The organism is Pseudoalteromonas sp. CO342X (assembly GCF_004208915.1).
Taxonomy (GTDB): Bacteria; Pseudomonadota; Gammaproteobacteria; order Enterobacterales; family Alteromonadaceae; genus Pseudoalteromonas; species Pseudoalteromonas maricaloris.
Genome location: NZ_SGPH01000040.1, coordinates 478,629 through 496,965, shown reverse-complemented (window position 1 = coordinate 496,965; position 18,337 = coordinate 478,629). Strand labels below are relative to the sequence as shown.

Below are 18,337 nucleotides of genomic sequence, written 5' to 3'. Positions count from 1 at the left end.
CCTTATGTTTGTGGTACTAAATTTAAAGATGAGTAGCCTCCCGGCTGTTTATTCACATGAATACGGGTGGCGATCCGCTCGCTCATCTGAGCAACATGCGAGATCACTCCAACCTTGCGTCCTTGTGATTGCAACGCGTCCAGTGCATCAATTGCGACACCCAGCATCTCGGGGTCTAACGTACCAAACCCTTCATCAATAAATAATGAATGTATTTGCACTTTATTTGATGAAAGCGCAGCAAGTCCAAGTGCTAAAGATAAAGATACCAAGAAGGACTCTCCTCCAGATAAGGTGTTGACGCTACGTTGTTCGTCAGCCATATCTTTATCTATAACCGCAATTTCCAAAGATTGCTCAATATTGGTAAGCAGATAACGTCTAGAAAGCGTATGCAATTGCTGGTTAGCATACTGCAATAAGATTTTTAACGTTTGTGTTTGCGCCCAATTACGCAACTTTTTGCCTGTTGCGTCGCCTAATAACTTGTCTAGCAAATGCCATTGCTCGTAGTCTTGTTGCAACTGAGCGAGATTTGCCGCTTGCAAAGAGAATTGTTGTTTATTCTGAGCATCAACCTCTAATGCACTTTGCACTTGTAGCAACTGATTTTGAGTTTGCTCAAGTGCTTGCGTCGTCTCGGCATGACTTAGTTTAACTTGTGCACTGTCAACTCCATCAGGGTACTTATTTTCAAGTTGGCTGAGTTCTTCACGCTGATGACTAAGCTGCAGCTTAGTGTTTTGAAAGGTTTGCTGAACTTGCGCACACTTTTCTAAATTCGCTCGAGCTTCATCTAACGAAACCTCAAGTAACGCTAATACTTTTACTTTGTTTAGCTGCCCTTGCTGGTCGAGCAGCCATTGTTCAAAGCGCGCACTGAGCTGCTGCAACCGCGATGTTTGCTCGGCAATTTGCTTTTCTAGCTGCGTCAGACTGTGTTGGGTCTTTTCACGCTGTGCTTCGGTTTGGCTTAGCGCCAACTGGGTTTGTGTGATCTGCTCTCGGCTTTGCTGTTCTTGCTGCTTCAGCTCTGCAATCCAATCATCCAATCTGGTGTGCTGCTGTGGTAAGTATTCAGCACGTTCGCGATTGAGGCGTTCAATATTCTGCTGATGTTGTAAAAGCGTATGTTCTAATTCTTCAAGCCGCTGCGCCTCGTCTTGTTTTTGTTGACTGGCAAGATGTAATTGATGCTCAAGCTGAACTTTTTTCGCCGTTAACGCATCTGTACGCTCGGTGGTTTTTAGCCAAGTTTGCACCCCCGTTTTAAGTTGGCTAATGGCAGCTTGAGGAGATGAATCAAAGTTTTGCCACCACGACTTATCGGAAATTAACGCTTCAAGCCGATTGCGTAAGGCATCCACTGTTTGTGATAGCTGATCATATTCGGTTCGCAAAAAGGCAATATGATTACCTAAATCATGGTGCTGCTGCTGAAGTGCCTGTCCTTTATGTTTAGCCTGCTCGAGGTGTTGTTGTGCCTGCTGAACCGATTGCCACTGGCGGTCGATATTATTGCGTAACTTGGATAGTTCATTTAGCCGTGACTGAATACTCACGAGTTGCAATTCAGCTTGCTCAGCGCTGCCAACTTTATACTCATCGCTCAACGCGTCTAGTCGAGCCCGATTCTCATTTATTTGCTTAGTGCAGTGAGCAATTTCCTGAGTGACTGACTGCCATAGCGCATTCTCACGCTCCTTTTCACCGACTTGTTGATTATAACGCTGCAACACTTGTTCACGAGCTTGCTCAGCAGCTTGATACTGAGACCGAAAATCCGATAGTAGCTGTTCCCAGTGGGCATCGATGTGCTCCACACCATAAGGATGTTCTTTTGAGCCACACACCATGCATTCTTGCCCTGCCCGCAGTTGAGAGCGTAAATCGCTGATCCGCTCACTTGCGCGTAACTGCACTTGCTCCAAGTTATCACGAGTTAGGGCTAGGCGCTGCTTAGACAACTCGTCTTGCTGCTTGGTATCTCGGATCAGTATCTCAAGCCTTTCCAAGCCAATATGATGTTGAGTTTGTTGCGATCGTAACTGATGCAGCAAGGCATCCCCTTCTTCGATACTGCGATAGGCCTGCACGCATAGAGACCAGTTTTGCAATGCCAAATTTAGGTCTTGTTGAGTCAAAGGTGCGAGTGCTTCTTTTAACGCTGAGAGCGCGCTGGCTTCGGTGTCGTAAACCTTTTGTAGATGCTGTACCTCAGCCTCATGTTTGCTCAATTGTGTACCTAGCGCTTGCTGTTCGCTCGGTAATTTTTGCAACTGGGTTTCATGATCGTTACGTTGTTGTTGGTACTTTTGCAGATCATCGAATTGAGGCTGAACCACGCTCCATTGCCCGGCAATATTGCTAACTGAGTGCAAGTTCGCTTGCTCCTGCTCTAGCTGCTGTAATTCAGTAGCGATCTCGCCTTGTTGCACTTGATACTTCTGTATCGCAGCTTCATGTTGCGCAATAAGATTGGCGTGCTTGTCGAGATAGGGCCTAGTTTCTCGTTCTTGCGCTTTGTGTAGGCTCAGCTTTTCATCCAATAGACGAATGGTATTAAAGCTTGGTTCTAACTTTACAAAATTGGCTTGCTGCGTAATAAGCTGCTGTTCAAGTTGCTGCTGTTTTGCTTTTAGCGTTGCAATAGCGGATGCAAAATCTTGTTGCTGCAGTGCTAGCTGCTCTTGAGATAGCTGCGCAACGCGTTTATCCGCCAGCTCATGCTGCTCACGGTTATCACGCATCTCATTGGCTTTTAAGACTTGCTGCGCATATTCCTGCTGTGGCTTTCCCTCTGCTATTTGCTGCTCAAGCGTTTTTAGCGTGTGTTCCACCTCAGCTATTTTTTGCTTTCTTAGCTCGACATCCGCGAGCCATTGCAGCTGAGCTTGCAGCTTTGTGCTTATTTCTTGTTGTCGATTTCTTGTATCAAGCAATCCCAACTTTTGTGCTTCAAGCTCGGTAAGCTGCTCTGGTGACAAGAGCACAATTTGACCTAGCCTATCTTGCTGAGATTGCAGCTCGATTTTCTTTTGTTTGTGCGCTTCAAAAACCGCTTTACCGATATTGCTGAACTTTTCGGTACCCGTAAGGCATTCTAGTAACTGGGCCCGTTCATCTCCCCCAGCCTTTAAAAACGCGGAGAACTCGTGCTGAGCAAGCAGCACAGCACGAGTAAACTGTTCAAAGTTAAGCCCGACTAGCTGTTCGATTTTTTGTTCTGTTTCTTTTTTCTTCTCACAGACTAGGGTCATATCAGGTAGGCTGAACAACTCAATAGTGGCGGTTTTTAAATTACCTTTAGGGCTTTTTCTAGCGCGCTCTACCGACCAAATAGCTTGATAACGTTTGCTATCTTGAGCAATAAAAACCACGCTAGCAGATGCCGCAACACAGCCCCGACGCAATAGGTTTCGCGGGTCGTTTAACTTAATATTATCGCCATTAAAGGCAACTTTCTCTTTGTCGTCCGATTTTAACCGTGCGGTTTTGCCATAAAATGCAAGGCAAACCGCATCCAGTAAAGTGCTTTTTCCCGCCCCAGTATCACCAGTAATGGCATAAAGACCTGTGTCTTTCAGTGGTGCCGCAGTAAAGTCGACTTCAGCACTTTCTATAGAGGCAAGGTTGGTGATTAATATTTTTTCAAGTTTCATCGCCCTACTCCTCCATGCTCGCGATCACTTCAGCTAACTTTTCATGCAATGTCGCGGGTGCTTTTTCCTGCTCAGGTTCAATTTCGCGATAGGCAATATCCAACAAGGTATTGGGCGATAAGGATTCAACTTTGCCCAAATCTTCAAACAACCACTCACTGGCAGCTGCGCCTATAGACACCCGCTCAATACCACAAAATTTTATATCCTTTCCTTTTAGCGCTTCATCAATCTCGGCTCGAAAGCGGCTATTGGTTTCCGCTGCAGATAATTTTAAGCGAATATAGGGAGCGCTATCGAACTTGCTAAAATCCTGCGCCGTGATAGCTTCGCATAATTCAGTCAAGCGCTTTGCACCATTTTCAGGGATATATAACACATCTTTAAAACGGGGAACGTAAAGGGGGTTTACATCGACCAGACCTTGCTCGTTAAATTCAGCGAGCAATACCTGATGCTTATAATTGCGTTCGGAAAATGACATTGGCAAAGGTGTGCCGCAGTATCTGATAGCACTTTGCTTAGCGACGGTTTGCGCTTTATGTAAATGACCTAACGCAACATAGTCAAACTGCTCGCCAAACACGCCTGCAGATACCGCATCAAAACCGCCAATGTTGAGGTTACGCTCAGAATCTTCAGAAATCGTTCCCCCCTTGGCGTGCAGATGCCCCATTAGCACAATAGGACCTTTCACTTCTTCTATCGTGCTTAGCGCATGCTGATAAGCTAATTGTACCCCGGTTTGATAGTCAAACTCGTCAGCTAGCGGTTTTGGTAAATCAGCACTGCGCAAAAATGGCATTGCCACAACATGCATATGCTGCGCGGCGATGGGTAAATCGATAACAACTTGTTCAGGCGCTTGTTTGTTAAAGCGTCCAATAACATGGGTGTTGAATAAGGTTAAGAGTGGTTTTGCGGTTTCAATGCGATTAGCGGAATCGTGGTTGCCTGCAATCAGAATAATGTGCAGCTGAGGGCACAGTTGAGATGCTTTTTGGATAAAGGTATACAGTTGCTTTTCAGCACTGGCGGGCGGTGTTGCGGTATGAAAAATATCACCGCTGATCAACAGTACATCGACTTGCTGTTCAACCAGCGCATCGCATAGCCAGTCTAAAAACAGCTGATGCTCTTCACTGCGATCATGCTCGTAAAACGATTGCCCTAAGTGCCAGTCAGACGTGTGTAAAACCTTCATTTAGCGTTCCTTTTCCTATAGAAACGCTAATATAGCATCGTCGAGCAATATTCGTCTTGTGAATATTGACGCTTTAACAGCTTAGTGAGTCAACTGCCACCAAGCAAAAATGATTATAGGTAATGCTAGTAAAAAGAATTTAGCAGGTAACTTGAAAACACGACTATGCTTATCTTGCACGCGTTTAATCGCCGATTTCTCGTTACAGGCAGCTACTTTATCAACATAAAAATAGCCGTCATCTAAATAATCTTTACAGTTTTGTTCGTCTGCAGGAATTGCAACAAACTTCTCTTGTTTTTTTAGTATGTAGAAATCCATACTGCCCACCACATTCGATTCGCTAAACGGGTATTTAGTACAGAGCAAAACTAACGCCAGTTTTACCCAGAGATTGTAAAGTGCGCGATTTTAAAGACAAACTTGGGTCAATATCAACAACTAATTTTGTTTTCTTTATTTATTTATAAAATGTACACAATAACCCAGCAAAATACCTTTCTGGCATACAAATTAATTTTTTAGACCACTGTCTTTTTTCTATCAAAAACAACAGATTAAAAAACACTCAAAACAGTCTCATTTCAGTCGTGTCCAAATCTTGTTACTTTATCTCAAAACTTTGATTTATGTGTTTTTATTTGTCAGTTTATTGACACGTAGAAGGTTTTATTTGTCTTCCTTTGTCACCATGTAAATCCCCTCTACTCACTCAGAGCAAAAAACTGAAATAAAAATGTTTATCGGTCAATGCCTTGGCATGATAAAACGGGAAATAACAATGAAAAAATCAACACCAGCTATGCCTTTATTGGTTGCACTCGCGCTATCCGGTGTCGCACACGCCAGCGCCATTTCACAAACCAAAGGGCATTTTGAAGATAAGTTTCGCCAATTAGACGAGACTTTACCGACCCCAAATATCTACCGCAGCGCAGCCGGTGAGCCCGGAGAGCGTTATTGGCAACAAAAGGTGGATTATGATATTGATGTAAATTTGGACGAGAAAGCCAAAAGATTAACCGCTACGCAGACCATAAATTACAAAAATAACTCTCCTCACACCCTCAAATATTTATGGCTACAATTAGACCAAAATATCTTCAAAAACGATTCAATCGCTGAACGAACTGCAACTTTTGGGAACGAATTACAGAGTAATCCGGTTACAAAACATGCAAAAATTTCACTAAATCAACTCAGACGCCAGCAGTTTATGGATGACACTGAGCTTGGTTTTGTCATCAATAATGTCAAGGATGGTCGCGGTAAACCGCTCAAGGTCACGATTGTTGATACCATGATGCGTGTTGACCTAAACGAACCGCTCAAATCAGGTAAAGATCTGCAATTTAGCATGGACTTCGCCTTTAATATTGTTGAAGAAGATGCGGTTGGCGCACGTTCGGGTTATGAGCACTTTGAAAAAGATGGTAATGACATCTTTTTGCTCGCGCAATGGTTCCCTCGTCTAACGGCGTATACAGATTATGAAGCTTGGACCAATAAGGCGTTTCTTGGCAGTGGTGAGTTCACGCTCGAATTTGGTGACTACGACGTTGAAATCACGGTGCCAGCCGATCATATCGTTTCTGCAACCGGTGAGTTAGATAACCCAAAGCAAGTTCTGAGCAAAACCCAGCGTGACAGACTAGCGCAAGCAAAAACAGCAAAACGCCCGGTATTTGTCGTTACTGAAGAAGAAGCGCTAGAAAACGAAAAAGCCGGCACAGATGACACAAAAACGTGGCGCTTTAAGGCCAAGAATGTGCGCGATTTTGCGTGGGCTTCATCACGTAAATTTATGTGGGATGCTAAAGGCTATCAGCAAGGTGGTGACGAGCAGCCTCTCGTGATGGCCATGTCATTTTTCCCCAAAGAGGGGGGGGACTTGTGGAAAAAATACTCCACCGAAGCCGTTATTCATACCATGGAAGTCTATTCACGTTTCTCGTTTGATTACCCCTATCCAACCGCGCAGTCGGTAAATGGTCCTGTCGGTGGGATGGAATATCCGATGATCACTTTCAATGGTCCTCGTACGAAATTGCAAGATGATGGCTCTCGCACCTATTCACTGGCCGAGAAACGTTTTTTAATCGGCGTTGTCATTCACGAAGTGGGGCATATCTACTTCCCCATGATAGTCAACTCAGACGAGCGCCAATGGACATGGATGGACGAAGGCCTCAATAGCTTTTTAGATGGCGTTGCCGGCCGCGAATGGGATCCCACCATTCCTTGGGGCGTAGAGCCAAGAGATGTTGCTGCCTACATGAAATCTGAAGATCAGTCTCCCATCATGACACAATCAGACAGCGTATTGCACTTAGGCCCAAATGCCTACACGAAACCTGCTGCAGCGCTTAATATTCTGCGCGAGGTGATTTTAGGTCGTGAGCTATTCGATTTTGCATTTAAAGAATATGCCTTACGCTGGAAGTATAAGCGCCCAACGCCCGCCGACTTCTTTAGAACGATGGAGGAAGCTTCTGGGGTCGATTTAGATTGGTTCTGGCGCGGCTGGTTTTACAGCACTGATCATGTCGATATCTCATTAGATAAAATCTATCAATTGCGGTTAGATACCAAAAACCCAGACATCGATTTTGGCCGCCTACGTGAGTTTGAAAAGAACAAACCAATGTCGTTATTCGTCAAACGCAATCAAGAACAAGGGCGCGCACTTTGGATTGATAAAAACCAAGACATAACAGACTTTTACGATAGTAATGACCAGTTTACGGTAACCAATGAAGAACGAAATGAGTATCGTGAGTTTTTATCTGAGCTCAAACCTTGGGAAAAACGTACCCTTGAGCGCGCGGTAAAAGAAGACAAAAACTATTATGTGCTTAAGTTTAGTAATGTCGGTGGACTCGTGATGCCAATCTTACTTGAGCTCACGTACCAAGATGGTAGCAAAGAAGAGCGAACTATCCCTGCCGAGATTTGGCGTCGCAATGCCCGTAACGTCAGCAAGCTAATTATTACAGATAAAGATAAGCCGCTTGCATCCGTGACTGTTGATCCGCGATGGGAAACTGCTGACGTTGATATCGAGAATAATCATTACCCAAGGCGCATTATAGAATCCCGCCTCGAACTCTATAAAAAGAAAGAGCGTGAAGGTAAAGTGTATCGCGATATCATGCAAGACGTGAAAGCCGAGCTAAAACCATTCGAAGAGAAAAAGGATAACTAATGAAAACCTGGCGCTTAGCCTGTTTATTTGTGCTGATTTCGCCGCTTTGTCAGGCGCACCAATTAAAAGCAGCGATCACCACTGTTTTATTTAACGAACGCAGTGGCAATATCGAGATCATGCACAGATTTTATCTCCATGATACTGAGCATGCGATAGAGAGCCTACTGAGTCACAATGCCGACATCTTTAACAATGCTGCAGATAGAGCAAGCTTTGCGGATTATGTCAGTAAGCACGTTGAAATAAAAACAGGCGCAGGGAAAGTTCTGCCTTTAAATTTGGTTGGTGCGGAAATCGATGGCCAATTCTTTTGGGTATATCAAGAAACCCCGCTGTTCTCACCAATAACAGAGCTTAAAATGCGTCACAATGCACTCAGAGATGTGTGGTCAGAACAAGTCAATTTAGTAAACTTCGAAGGCAAAGGAAAAGTCAGGTCGCTGCACTTTGATGGCAATGATGATTGGCTAAGCGTCACGTTTTAGGTTATCTAACTCGCTAAAGTAAAAAGGCACTTCGGTGTCTTTTTTACTTTATCAACTCACGTTCTGCGCTAAAGTTAAAGCATACATTGTGAACGCGCGACGAGGAAAAGGCACTTCGGTGCTTTTTTACTTTATCAACTCATGTTCTGCGCTAAAGTTAAAGCATACATTGTGAACGCGCGACGAGGAAAAGGAATGATAGCCTCAATAAAGCTGGTTTTAACCTTCATATTACTAACGTCATATAGCATCTGTGCAAGCGATCTTGTGCGCTATAACATCTCTAAAGAATTTGCCGATCCCAAGCAAGACTACTATATCGCGTTATTAAGACTGGCTCTAAATAAGAGCCGCGATAAATACGGTGCCTACCAACTCAGTGAAAACTCTTTCGATCACACTCCCCAAGGACGCACCTTAGAAATTTTGGAGCAAGGGAAGCTTTTAGATGTTCACTGGAGCATGACGTCAATCCAAAGGGAAAAAAGTTTAGCGACGGTATATGTGCCTCTACTAAAAGGAATGATGGGCGCGCGTTTATTTCTGATCCATAAAGATAGCGAAGAAAGACTCTCCTTACTTAATTCACCCGCCCAATTAATGAGCTTTACGCTTGGCAGTGGTATCGATTGGCCTGATACCTCAATCTACGAAAAAAATGGCTTTGTTGTGGTTACTAGCATGGCTGCCCTATTACCTAAAATGCTAGAAGAAAAGCGCTTTGAGCTCTTCCCTCGCGCGCTTCACGAACCATGGACGGAGTTACAAAGTATGAATAGTGCAGTGGTGGAGTCCAAGTTCGCGTTTTGTTATCCCGCCGCCATGTATTTTTTCGTTAATAAAAACAATCGCCGACTCAAGGAGCGCCTTACCTATGGCCTCAACAAAGCAATAGAAGACGGCTCGTTTGATAAACTGTTTTTCAATCATCCAATTACTCGTGAAGCCATTGCAAAGGCTAAATTTGAAGAGAGAAAAGCATTAAAACTGCAAAACCCAAACTTGAGTGGCCACACAAGGGATATCCTGTTTAACCCCAAATATACTTGGCAACCTATCCACCAGTGCATATCCCCCAACTAAACCTAGCTCAGAGCGACAAGCTATTGAAACTTGAATTATCGGCTTTGGTTAATTAATCTGGGGCTGGGATACAGCAGTAAGGGATCTATATTAGTTCAATGATGCTTTTGTAGATTTCTCTGCCTAATCAGTAGTTCATTTTATATGATGGCATCGCACACCTGCGTTTGGTACTTATGGCCTGCTTATCTTTCAATTTTGTTTTTGCAGCAAAGGTCAACAAGCCCCAAAACTGTCTACTAAAATAAATTCACCACCAATAAATAACAAAAACAAAGAAGGCCATTACCTTGATCAATATTCCACCTAATATCCCACGCTCGAACAGCCCTATTGGTCGAAAGCTTGGAAACTTGATGCTTAAGATGATGGGATGGAGGATAGCTGGCACTTTCCCATGTGAAGACAAATTCGTAGCAGCCGTCGCGCCGCATACATCAAACTGGGATTTCTTTATTGGCATTGCTGTCAAGCTTGCACTTGATGTTGAAATTCGTTTTTTAGGCAAGCACACCATTTTTATCCCACCATTTGGCTGGCTATTACGCAAATGGGGCGGTATTCCGGTTAGGCGAGATACACCTCATGGTATGGTCACGCAGGTTCGCGATATCTTCAATGCCAACGACAAATTAATTTTGGGCTTAGCCCCAGAAGGGACTCGTAAATACACCTCAGAATGGAAAAAAGGTTTTATCTACATCGCACAATCCGCCAAAGTCCCCATTGTGCCTATGGCAATAGACTACCGTAGTAAAACTTTTGTTGTTATGCCGGCGATTAACAATACTACAGAGCTCACTCCAGATCAGTTACTTCACCAAGTCAAACAACAGTTTTCAAAACAAATGGCAAAATACCCTGAACACGCATCAGGACTATGAATAAAAGCGTCAACTAAAGCTGAAAACTTTAAATATACAAATCAACTAGATAGAGACTAACAGATAAATAATGCCACTAATTGAAAAAATAAAGTCAATTTAATCAATCACTTTAAAAAGACACACTTTAGTTACATTAGTTTGACAACCCCACTGCTTAACACATTTAACCACACCACATTGTAAAGATTTGTTAATGAGATTTATACATATATATCATGAAGATATTTAATTTTAATGAATACAAATGAAAACGTTTGGTAAATTTAAAGTTGATCACAAACCCTCAAAATGAATAGTATTTCACCACTTATTAACGTATTCGTGGTGGATTATGCGATTGCTCATTGTTGCATTACTTGTTGGTTTTATTGGAATTGCTTTTTGGAAAATGATGCCTGAAGCTCAACTTTCACATGCAAATGTAATTCAAGTTTCGAACAACACAGAAGGTGAGTCGAAGGCGACCCTAGAGCTTGACACGCTTGAACAAGGTTCTAAGCAAGCCATCACCACAACAGCGCCAATACAAAAAAGTAGCGACTTTTATGCGGTGAATAAGGTATCGAATAAAGCAAAAGCCGTGCTGTCAGCCGCAAAGGTTTTACCACAAGACTTAAACAATGAAGCTTATATTGAGTTTGACTTACCTACACTCAGAAAATTAGAAGGCGGCGATAACTTTGAATTGCTTATTCCGCAAACACAAGAGTCATTTGTAGCAGAAGTGACCGGCATATCCTTAGCAGAAAACGGCGATAAAAGCGTCTTTGGTAAGGTCACTGGTGCTGATGGTCGTTTCCATACCACCGTTTTGACGGTAGGCAAAGACGCCGTATATGGTCAACTCACCGCACCAAGCGGCAACTATGTATTCGAGTCAAAAGACCAATTTGGCTGGATCGCAGCCAAGCGAGACTTATATCGTTCTCACAAAGAAGAAGAACTGCATCCGCATGATAGTCATGACGAAACAGAACATAACTCAGTTTCTGTGAAGGAAGATATTTTTCAACCCAAAAGTAACGTTAACTAAAAGAAAGGAAAAACAATGAATACAACAGTAAAGGCAGCATCGCTGGCAACAGCACTCGCTCTATCTGCAAGCGCATCAGCAGTCACCGTTGATATCGGCATTCTTTATACTGATCAGTCAGCGGCTGCTACATCAAACATTAATACTAAAATCAATCAGTTGATTGCGTTTACAAACCAAGTTTACAGCCAAAATGGTATCGATCTGCAACTACGCCTTGCAGGTACGCAAAACTTAGGTAACTACAACATCACACCAACGAGTGCTTGGTTAGATTCTGTGACTAACAGCAGCTATGTAGCTAACCTACGTAATACTTGGCGTGCAGATATGGTTGCAGTACTTGGTACAGGTGAGCGCAATGGTAACTACATCACATGTGGTCTAGCTTGGGTAGGTCAAGGTAGCAATGGCAACCTATATTCAAGCATGAGCAACCGTATGTTCAGCATTACAGGTATCGATTGTGGTGCAACAACATTTGTTCATGAGCTTGGTCACAACCAAGGTCTAGCGCATTCACGCAAACAAGGTGACACCAGCGGTGGTGTATACGTTGATGGCATGGGCCACGGCGTACAAGACAACTTCGCTAGTATCATGGCTTATCCACATGTATTTGGTAATGCAACACAGTACGACTACTTCGCTAACCCGAACTGGTCTCTTGGCGGTGTACCTTATGGTGTAGTTGGTCAATCATATGCTTGGAAAACGGTAGATGCGACTAAAACGAGCATCGCAAACTTCAAGTAATCGCTTTACGTTCAAATTTCAAACTAAAACACACCCAAACCCGCGCTCTTAGCGGGTTTTTTTCGTGCTTACTTTGCCAGCCATTGATTTATTTCTTGATACATAAAGTCGCGGATTAGAGGTTGTGCTTCTTTGTTTGGGTGTAGGTTATCGTTTTGCATTAACTCCGGTTTGTCCGCCACTTCTAACATAAAGTAGGGCATTAGGTAGCTACCGGTTTGCTCTGTCACTTGTTGGTAGCTTTCGGTAAACATACTGGTATAACGTGGACCTAAGTTAGGAGGTATTTGGATTTCCATTACGGCAACGTTGGCGCCTGCTTGTTGACTAGATTGCACCAGCTGTGTGAGATTTGCCTTTAACCTTTTCACAGGGAAACCGCGCAAGCCATCATTACCGCCCAACTCGATTAATACATGAGTAGGCGAAATCGTTTTCAATTGCTGATTTATTTTTGCCACAGCATTACCTGTTGTTTGACCGCTAACGCTAACATTGATAATTTCGATCGGATTTTGTTCTGTTTCGTATTTATTTTGTAACAATTTAACCCAACCATCATCTTGTTTCAGGCCATAAGCGGCGCTTAAGCTATCACCAACTATCATGAGTTTTTGCTTGGCATTTGCGCTTAACGGCGTCATTACAATAACAAGTATGAACAACAACTTTAGGAAATAGTACTTCATGTCAGTGCTTTCTCAGTTAAATATGATCCAAGTAAAAGGCCTTACTAAACAGGTCTCTACCGTCGAAGGTAATCTTACTATCCTTAGTGATATCGATTTCACTGTCAAGTCAGGTGAGTCCGTGGCAATCGTTGGCGCTTCAGGCTCTGGTAAGTCAACCTTACTTAGTTTGCTTGCCGGCTTAGATATCGCATCCAAAGGAGAAGTTCATTTAGATGGCGAATCATTACAAAAAATGGATGAAGAAGCTCGAGCTCAACTGCGAGCAGAAAAAGTCGGCTTCGTATTTCAGTCATTTATGCTAGTGCAAAGCCTAACGGCGCTTGAAAATGTGATGCTTCCTGCTGAATTAGCTGGGGACAAAGATGCAAAAAATCAAGCGACAGAGTTATTAGAAAAGGTTGGCTTGTCTCATCGTCTAACGCACTACCCCTCACAACTTTCGGGTGGCGAACAGCAACGAGTGGCCATCGCCAGAGCCTTTGTTGGCAAACCCAAAATCTTATTCGCCGACGAGCCATCGGCCAATTTAGACAGTAAAAACGGCCATCTTATCGAGCGTTTACTGTTTGACCTAAACAAAGAAAATGGCACCACTTTGGTGCTTGTTACCCATGATGAGCAACTCGCTCAACAGTGTGATCGCATTATTCATATTGAAGCTGGAAAACTAGAAGTAATAAAACAAGGAGCGGCCGTCAATGTGGTTTAAGTTAGCACTTACTTTATTCTCTAGGGAATTTAGGCGAGGCGAGCTCACCATCATTCTAGCTGCAATTGCGCTTGCAGTATTGACAGTGTTTAGCTTGTCTTCCATTACCGAGCGGATCCGTTTGAATCTAGAACAAAAATCCGCAGATTTTATTGCTGCTGACAGGCGGCTTTCAAGCAATCATGATTTCGACGACAGAGTACTAACCACAGCACGAGAGTTTGGCTTAAATACCGCCAAGCAAGTATATTTTGACTCGATGTTATTTGCCAACGATGAGTTAATACTTGGCGCGCTAAAAGCAGTGACAGAGACATATCCACTTAGAGGTAAGCTTACTTTAAGAGATAGCCTTAATGGTGAGAATTACCAAGTTCAAGCCGCTCCGAAAAAGGGCAATGTATGGCTCAGCGAAGGCTTGTTTTATTCCCTTGGCCTTAAAATTGGTGACGTGGTAGAAATAGGGGCAGGGCAGTTTACCGTGAGTAAGGTGCTTATTAGCGAGCCTGATGCCCCTTTCTTCTCGCTGGCGGGGAACAAACGCGTCCTTATTAATCATGATGATATTGCAGTGACTAAAGCCATTCAACCCGGGAGCCGAGTATTCTACCGCCTACTATTTTCGGGCTCAGAGCAGCAGCTGGGAGAGTACTACACTTGGCTCAAGCCACAACTCAAGAGCAACCAATCTTGGCAGGGAATAAAAGACAGGCAATCACCTTTGGGTGAAAACTTAGCTCGCTCAGAGAGCTTTTTGCTCCTTGCTGGACTATTTGGGATCATGCTCGCTGCCGTAGCGATGGCGGTTTCTGCAAAGCGCTATTGTGAGCGCCAATATGATCCCGTCGCCATGATGAAAACGCTCGGTGGTAGTCGCAAAACCATCCGCCGTATTTATCTTTTACACCTTTCTTTAGTGACCTTTTTTTCCGTTGTAGCCGGTCTTGCTATCGGTTACGGACTGCAAAGTATAGGAGCCGCTTATCTGATTAACTTTATGGATACGGCCCTGCCTGAAGCAGGGTTTAGGCCTTGGCTGTTGAGCATTGCCGTGGGTGTGGTATGCGCAATGATGTTTTCATTAAAACCACTATTAGATTTATTTGATATCCCGCCGCTGCGCGTCCTAAGACGCAACCTTGGAGACACCATCGCGATTAGCCGAATTCATATGGCGCTTTCAGTGTTAACTATTTTTGGGTTAATGTGGCTATTTAGTCGCGATATTAAGATCACCGCGATTTTATTCGGCGCAACCTTGCTACTCATGGCCGTACTATACGTGATCTCACGACTATTATTTTCAGCGGGCAGAAAACTAGGGTTGAGCCCGGGCTCAAGTTGGTCTTTAGCCATTGCCACACTGCAAAAACGTGCCAATGCAAATGCGGTACAGCTAATTAGCTTTGCTCTGGCTATCAAATTAATGTTGTTTTTAGTGGTGCTGAAAAATGACATGATCTCAGATTGGCAGATGCAAGTTCCAGAAGACGCACCCAATGCGTTTTTTATCAATATCATGGAACAAGAAATTCAGCCAATGCAAAGCAAACTCGATGAAAGTGGCATCAAGCATGAACATTTTTATCCCGTCTTTTTGGGCCGTGTAAATGCGCTGAATGGCGAAGAATTTGCGCGCCGGGTCTCACTACAAGAAGGTGAAGAAAAAGACGAAGATGCACGAGAAGGGGTAGGGCGAGAGCTCAACCTTACCTGGCTAGATGAATTGCCAGCGGGCAATGAAGTAGTCGATGGCGAGTGGTTTGACGACTCTGATGCGCTTCAAGTTTCCGTCGCCCAGGGGCTTGCCGAGCGGGTAGGGATAAAAGTGGGGGACACGCTTAGCTTCCTAATCAATAGCCAAACAATTGAAGCCAAAGTGACGAGTTTACGTAGTGTCAATTGGGGCTCGCTGAAACCTAACTTTGTGATGATATTTAACGATAAAATCGCCGGCCAATTCCCAGTGACTTACTTTACTGCCGCCAAGCTTGAAATAGCAGACACTAAGGTTATTAGTCAGTTTTTGAAAGCGTATCCAACAATTAGCATGATAGATATTCAAAGCCAACTCAAACAGGCGCAGTCGATGATTTCTCAAGTCTCACTGGCGATTAGCTTTGTACTTAGTATCGTGCTTATCAGCGGTTCTTTGGTGCTCATTTCTCAGGTTCAGGCGAGCCTTGCCGAACGTATGCAAGAAATCGTTATCTTGCGCACACTCGGTGCCAAAGGTCGTTTGATAAAACTCGCCACGCTTTATGAGTTTTTATTACTTGGCGGATTAGCAGGGCTGGTAGCTGCCGTGGTCAGTGACATTGCACTTTTGGTGATCCAAGTCCAAACATTCGATGTAGATGGCCGCTTGCACCCCTATATTTGGCTATTAGGGCCTGCAACTGGCGCAACGTTCGTCGCTGTGATTGGTTACTTTATGGTGGCGAACACTATGAAACAAAACACGCAAGGGCTACTACGCAAACTCGCATAGAACTTCGAAAAGTCTAAAAAGTGGCTCACCGTTACCATCAGTGAGCCACTCATCTCGCAAAAGCAAAACTCCATCGTCTTGATCTTTACAAACTTCAATTACGTACCTACCTTTAATTAGGGCTACGCAGTACACATGCGAAACCAAAGGATATTAAAAATGGATAGGATACCGGTTAAAGGCATCATTTTTGACCTAGATGGCACACTAGTGACATCTGAACTCGACTTCTCACTTATTCGGGCACAAATTGGCTGTCCGGTAGGGCAAGACTTACTCAGTTTTATCAGTACATTGCCTTCACCTTACATGCGTGAAGAGGCCATGAACATCGTCCACCAACATGAATTATGTGACGCACAGCACTGCGAAGTTATTCCTGGGGTTAAGGAGTCTGTTGCGCACCTTTCGAGAATGGGTGTCCCGCTTGCCGTTGTGACCAGAAACTTTGCAAAAGCGGCGCGATTGAAGCTTAAAACAGCGGGATTGCCAATTCCATTGATTTTAACGAGAGACGACGCGCCAGCCAAACCAGACCCAGCCGCACTGCTGCAAGTTGCTCAGACCTGGCAAGTGCCACCTTATCAATGTGTTTATGTTGGCGATTACCTCTACGATATAGAGGCAGCACATAACGCCAATATGCCGTCATGCTTGTTTGCCCCCAATGACAAACCTCACTACGCAGAGCAAGCAGATGTCGTCATTAGTCACTTTGCTGAGTTAGTTGATGCGCTGTACACGCTAGACATGAGAAGACACCGCTACTTAGCCTAGCGCAATAACATTGAAGCTATCAGTTATGTGTTATTTGGTAGTTTGCCTTTTTTCCCTCAGTCGACTCAAATGACCCTTTGTCACCCACCGCAATCGCGTCAACATCGCTCTGTACCACCGTAAAATTACTATGTGCTTTACCGTGCTTAAAACGACCATCGTGCATCAATACAACCTTACCTTGTTGCCCAGAAAAGCCCCCGGTTACTGCTTCAAAGCCATTAAACTCAACATCTCCTTCTTCGGTATAGTGAAGCTGATAATAAACTTCGCCACTGCCTTCAATTTCGCCTTCATAACTGAGGCTCACCACGGCTTTGGAGAGTTTAGCACCATCATCAAATTGTTTTTCTGTGGTTTCTTGCCAATTGATAATTTCGTACACACCTGTTAGTTGCATCGCATTTCCCTTAATTTTATAGTAGAAGAGTTTGACCTTGCTCTGCAGTTTCATGCAGCTTGTTTTAAATCTAGCACGCAATTTAAAATTGGTATTGTAAAAACACGACATCAAACAATAAGCTCTATCCATAACAAGGCAGCGATGAAATCTAACCTTAGCCCAATCAACGGCGTACTTCACCAACAACAAAGCGCGCCAAACTACCAGCTTAGACGGTATTTCCCATGTACAGAGTTAAAAGATCTTGTCGAGCAATTTTGGTTTGTCGACTGGTGTTTGCCGGATAATAAAACTCATATACAAAGAAACTTACCAGATCCCAACTTTCATTTGCTGCAAAGTACCGATGAAATAAAAATTATTGGCCCTGTAAGCAAAGTATACGATTACACAATGCGTGGAAAAGGGCTGCTCTTGGGGGTTAAATTTAGGGTCGGTGCCCTAGTGGAGCAATTTAATATCACCCCTTTGGCATGTGTCGATAAAACCTTTTCTTGGGAGCATCTTTGCGATGTGCCATCGAGTCCGCTGGTTTCTTCATTAACCATGGCAAGTGATGATGCAGAGCGGGTAAAAGTGCTATCACAATTTTTAATGTCGTTTACACTCCCTCAAAGCACAGGTGCTGCTATGGCTGAATATATTCTCAACACCTTGCAAGATCACAGCGATATTTTTACGGTTGAGCAACTTGCTAAACACTGCGACATGCCAATACGAAAAATACAAAGGCTTTGCCAACACTACATCGGTTTTAGTCCTAAATGGCTAATTCGAAAGTATCGCCTGCACCAAGCACTTGCACTGCTTGAATCCAATGTGACTACGATGGCAGATATTGTTGCTCAGTTGGACTATACCGATCAGTCCCACCTTATAAGAGATTTTAAAGAAATAATCGGCACCACTCCAAACCGTTATCTCAAGCGCCCCTAACAGGTACTTCG

The 18,337-nt window shown here is 43.8% G+C and carries 15 protein-coding genes; 10 read left to right on the top strand and 5 right to left on the bottom strand.

From position 1 onward, the window contains the following. Nucleotides 1-2 precede the first annotated feature (2 nt). From EXT47_RS21035 to EXT47_RS21025, 3 genes are all read right to left on the bottom strand, one after another. Nucleotides 3-3,662, bottom strand: coding sequence for an AAA family ATPase (locus EXT47_RS21035; RefSeq protein WP_130127491.1), 3,660 nt, complete (start codon nt 3,660-3,662; stop codon nt 3-5). A gap of 4 nt (nt 3,663-3,666) precedes the next feature. Next, a complete protein-coding gene (locus EXT47_RS21030) occupies nt 3,667-4,866 on the bottom strand; it encodes an exonuclease SbcCD subunit D (RefSeq protein ID WP_130127490.1) in 1,200 nt (399 codons plus the stop codon). Between the two features lie 81 nt (nt 4,867-4,947). Further along, nucleotides 4,948-5,187: a hypothetical protein gene (locus EXT47_RS21025; protein WP_010376069.1), complete on the bottom strand. Its 240-nt coding sequence runs from the start codon at nt 5,185-5,187 to the stop codon at nt 4,948-4,950. Nucleotides 5,188-5,647: 460 nt separating this feature from the next. Between EXT47_RS21025 and EXT47_RS21020 the strand changes: the two genes are divergently transcribed. The 6 genes from EXT47_RS21020 (at nt 5,648) to EXT47_RS20995 (ending at nt 12,318) form a co-directional block, all read left to right on the top strand. Then, nucleotides 5,648-8,071, top strand: a complete 2,424-nt coding sequence (locus EXT47_RS21020) for a M1 family metallopeptidase (protein WP_069021009.1) — start codon at nt 5,648-5,650, stop codon at nt 8,069-8,071. Next, nucleotides 8,071-8,559: a DUF6702 family protein gene (locus tag EXT47_RS21015; RefSeq protein WP_039495427.1), complete on the top strand. Its 489-nt coding sequence runs from the start codon at nt 8,071-8,073 to the stop codon at nt 8,557-8,559. The genes EXT47_RS21020 and EXT47_RS21015 overlap by 1 nt, the downstream gene beginning before the upstream one ends. Nucleotides 8,560-8,754: 195 nt before the next feature. Continuing rightward, entirely contained in the window at nt 8,755-9,642 is an 888-nt protein-coding gene (locus tag EXT47_RS21010; protein ID WP_039495424.1) for a hypothetical protein, read from the top strand. Between the two features lie 290 nt (nt 9,643-9,932). Continuing rightward, on the top strand, nt 9,933-10,526 hold the full coding sequence (locus EXT47_RS21005) for a 1-acyl-sn-glycerol-3-phosphate acyltransferase (RefSeq protein ID WP_039495423.1): 594 nt from the start codon (nt 9,933-9,935) through the stop codon (nt 10,524-10,526). 334 nt (nt 10,527-10,860) lie between these two features. Then, complete coding sequence (locus EXT47_RS21000) at nt 10,861-11,562, top strand: hypothetical protein (RefSeq protein ID WP_130127489.1); 702 nt, start codon at nt 10,861-10,863, stop codon at nt 11,560-11,562. 15 nt (nt 11,563-11,577) lie between these two features. Then, nucleotides 11,578-12,318 (top strand): reprolysin-like metallopeptidase, encoded by a 741-nt coding sequence (locus EXT47_RS20995; protein ID WP_039495419.1) that lies wholly within the window; start codon nt 11,578-11,580, stop codon nt 12,316-12,318. 68 nt (nt 12,319-12,386) lie between these two features. Here EXT47_RS20995 and EXT47_RS20990 read toward each other — a convergent pair whose 3' ends face one another. Then, nucleotides 12,387-13,007 carry an arylesterase gene (locus EXT47_RS20990; RefSeq protein WP_130127488.1) on the bottom strand — a complete coding sequence of 207 codons (621 nt, stop codon included), beginning with the start codon at nt 13,005-13,007 and terminating at the stop codon, nt 12,387-12,389. Here EXT47_RS20990 and EXT47_RS20985 point away from each other — a divergent pair. The 3 genes from EXT47_RS20985 to EXT47_RS20975 all read left to right on the top strand — a co-directional run bounded on the left by EXT47_RS20985 (nt 13,006) and on the right by EXT47_RS20975 (nt 16,987). Further along, nucleotides 13,006-13,719 carry an ABC transporter ATP-binding protein gene (locus EXT47_RS20985; protein WP_130127487.1) on the top strand — a complete coding sequence of 238 codons (714 nt, stop codon included), beginning with the start codon at nt 13,006-13,008 and terminating at the stop codon, nt 13,717-13,719. The genes EXT47_RS20990 and EXT47_RS20985 overlap by 2 nt on opposite strands. After that, nucleotides 13,709-16,210: an ABC transporter permease gene (locus EXT47_RS20980; RefSeq protein WP_130127486.1), complete on the top strand. Its 2,502-nt coding sequence runs from the start codon at nt 13,709-13,711 to the stop codon at nt 16,208-16,210. The genes EXT47_RS20985 and EXT47_RS20980 overlap by 11 nt, the downstream gene beginning before the upstream one ends. A gap of 159 nt (nt 16,211-16,369) precedes the next feature. Then, entirely contained in the window at nt 16,370-16,987 is a 618-nt protein-coding gene (locus EXT47_RS20975; protein WP_069021016.1) for an HAD family hydrolase, read from the top strand. A 19-nt stretch (nt 16,988-17,006) separates the two neighbouring features. Here the strand turns inward: EXT47_RS20975 and EXT47_RS20970 are convergent, their stop codons facing one another. Beyond that, nucleotides 17,007-17,387, bottom strand: coding sequence for a DUF3224 domain-containing protein (locus EXT47_RS20970; RefSeq protein WP_130127485.1), 381 nt, complete (start codon nt 17,385-17,387; stop codon nt 17,007-17,009). 144 nt (nt 17,388-17,531) lie between these two features. On the opposite strand from EXT47_RS20970, the gene EXT47_RS20965 reads away from it, so the two are divergent. Next, nucleotides 17,532-18,326 carry an AraC family transcriptional regulator gene (locus tag EXT47_RS20965; RefSeq protein WP_240701644.1) on the top strand — a complete coding sequence of 265 codons (795 nt, stop codon included), beginning with the start codon at nt 17,532-17,534 and terminating at the stop codon, nt 18,324-18,326. The last annotated feature ends 11 nt before the right edge of the window (nt 18,327-18,337 follow it).

What these genes read in the sequence shown, in the direction of transcription:
- EXT47_RS21035 (WP_130127491.1), bottom strand. Translation starts at nt 3,662, where the DNA reads ATGAAACTTGAAAAAATATTAATCACCAACCTTGCCTCTATAGAAAGT.
- EXT47_RS21030 (WP_130127490.1), bottom strand. Translation starts at nt 4,866, where the DNA reads ATGAAGGTTTTACACACGTCTGACTGGCACTTAGGGCAATCGTTTTAC.
- EXT47_RS21025 (WP_010376069.1), bottom strand. Translation starts at nt 5,187, where the DNA reads ATGGATTTCTACATACTAAAAAAACAAGAGAAGTTTGTTGCAATTCCT.
- EXT47_RS21020 (WP_069021009.1), top strand. Translation starts at nt 5,648, where the DNA reads ATGAAAAAATCAACACCAGCTATGCCTTTATTGGTTGCACTCGCGCTA.
- EXT47_RS21015 (WP_039495427.1), top strand. Translation starts at nt 8,071, where the DNA reads ATGAAAACCTGGCGCTTAGCCTGTTTATTTGTGCTGATTTCGCCGCTT.
- EXT47_RS21010 (WP_039495424.1), top strand. Translation starts at nt 8,755, where the DNA reads ATGATAGCCTCAATAAAGCTGGTTTTAACCTTCATATTACTAACGTCA.
- EXT47_RS21000 (WP_130127489.1), top strand. Translation starts at nt 10,861, where the DNA reads ATGCGATTGCTCATTGTTGCATTACTTGTTGGTTTTATTGGAATTGCT.
- EXT47_RS20995 (WP_039495419.1), top strand. Translation starts at nt 11,578, where the DNA reads ATGAATACAACAGTAAAGGCAGCATCGCTGGCAACAGCACTCGCTCTA.
- EXT47_RS20985 (WP_130127487.1), top strand. Translation starts at nt 13,006, where the DNA reads ATGTCAGTGCTTTCTCAGTTAAATATGATCCAAGTAAAAGGCCTTACT.
- EXT47_RS20990 (WP_130127488.1), bottom strand. Translation starts at nt 13,007, where the DNA reads ATGAAGTACTATTTCCTAAAGTTGTTGTTCATACTTGTTATTGTAATG.
- EXT47_RS20980 (WP_130127486.1), top strand. Translation starts at nt 13,709, where the DNA reads ATGTGGTTTAAGTTAGCACTTACTTTATTCTCTAGGGAATTTAGGCGA.
- EXT47_RS20975 (WP_069021016.1), top strand. Translation starts at nt 16,370, where the DNA reads ATGGATAGGATACCGGTTAAAGGCATCATTTTTGACCTAGATGGCACA.
- EXT47_RS20970 (WP_130127485.1), bottom strand. Translation starts at nt 17,387, where the DNA reads ATGCAACTAACAGGTGTGTACGAAATTATCAATTGGCAAGAAACCACA.
- EXT47_RS20965 (WP_240701644.1), top strand. Translation starts at nt 17,532, where the DNA reads ATGAAATCTAACCTTAGCCCAATCAACGGCGTACTTCACCAACAACAA.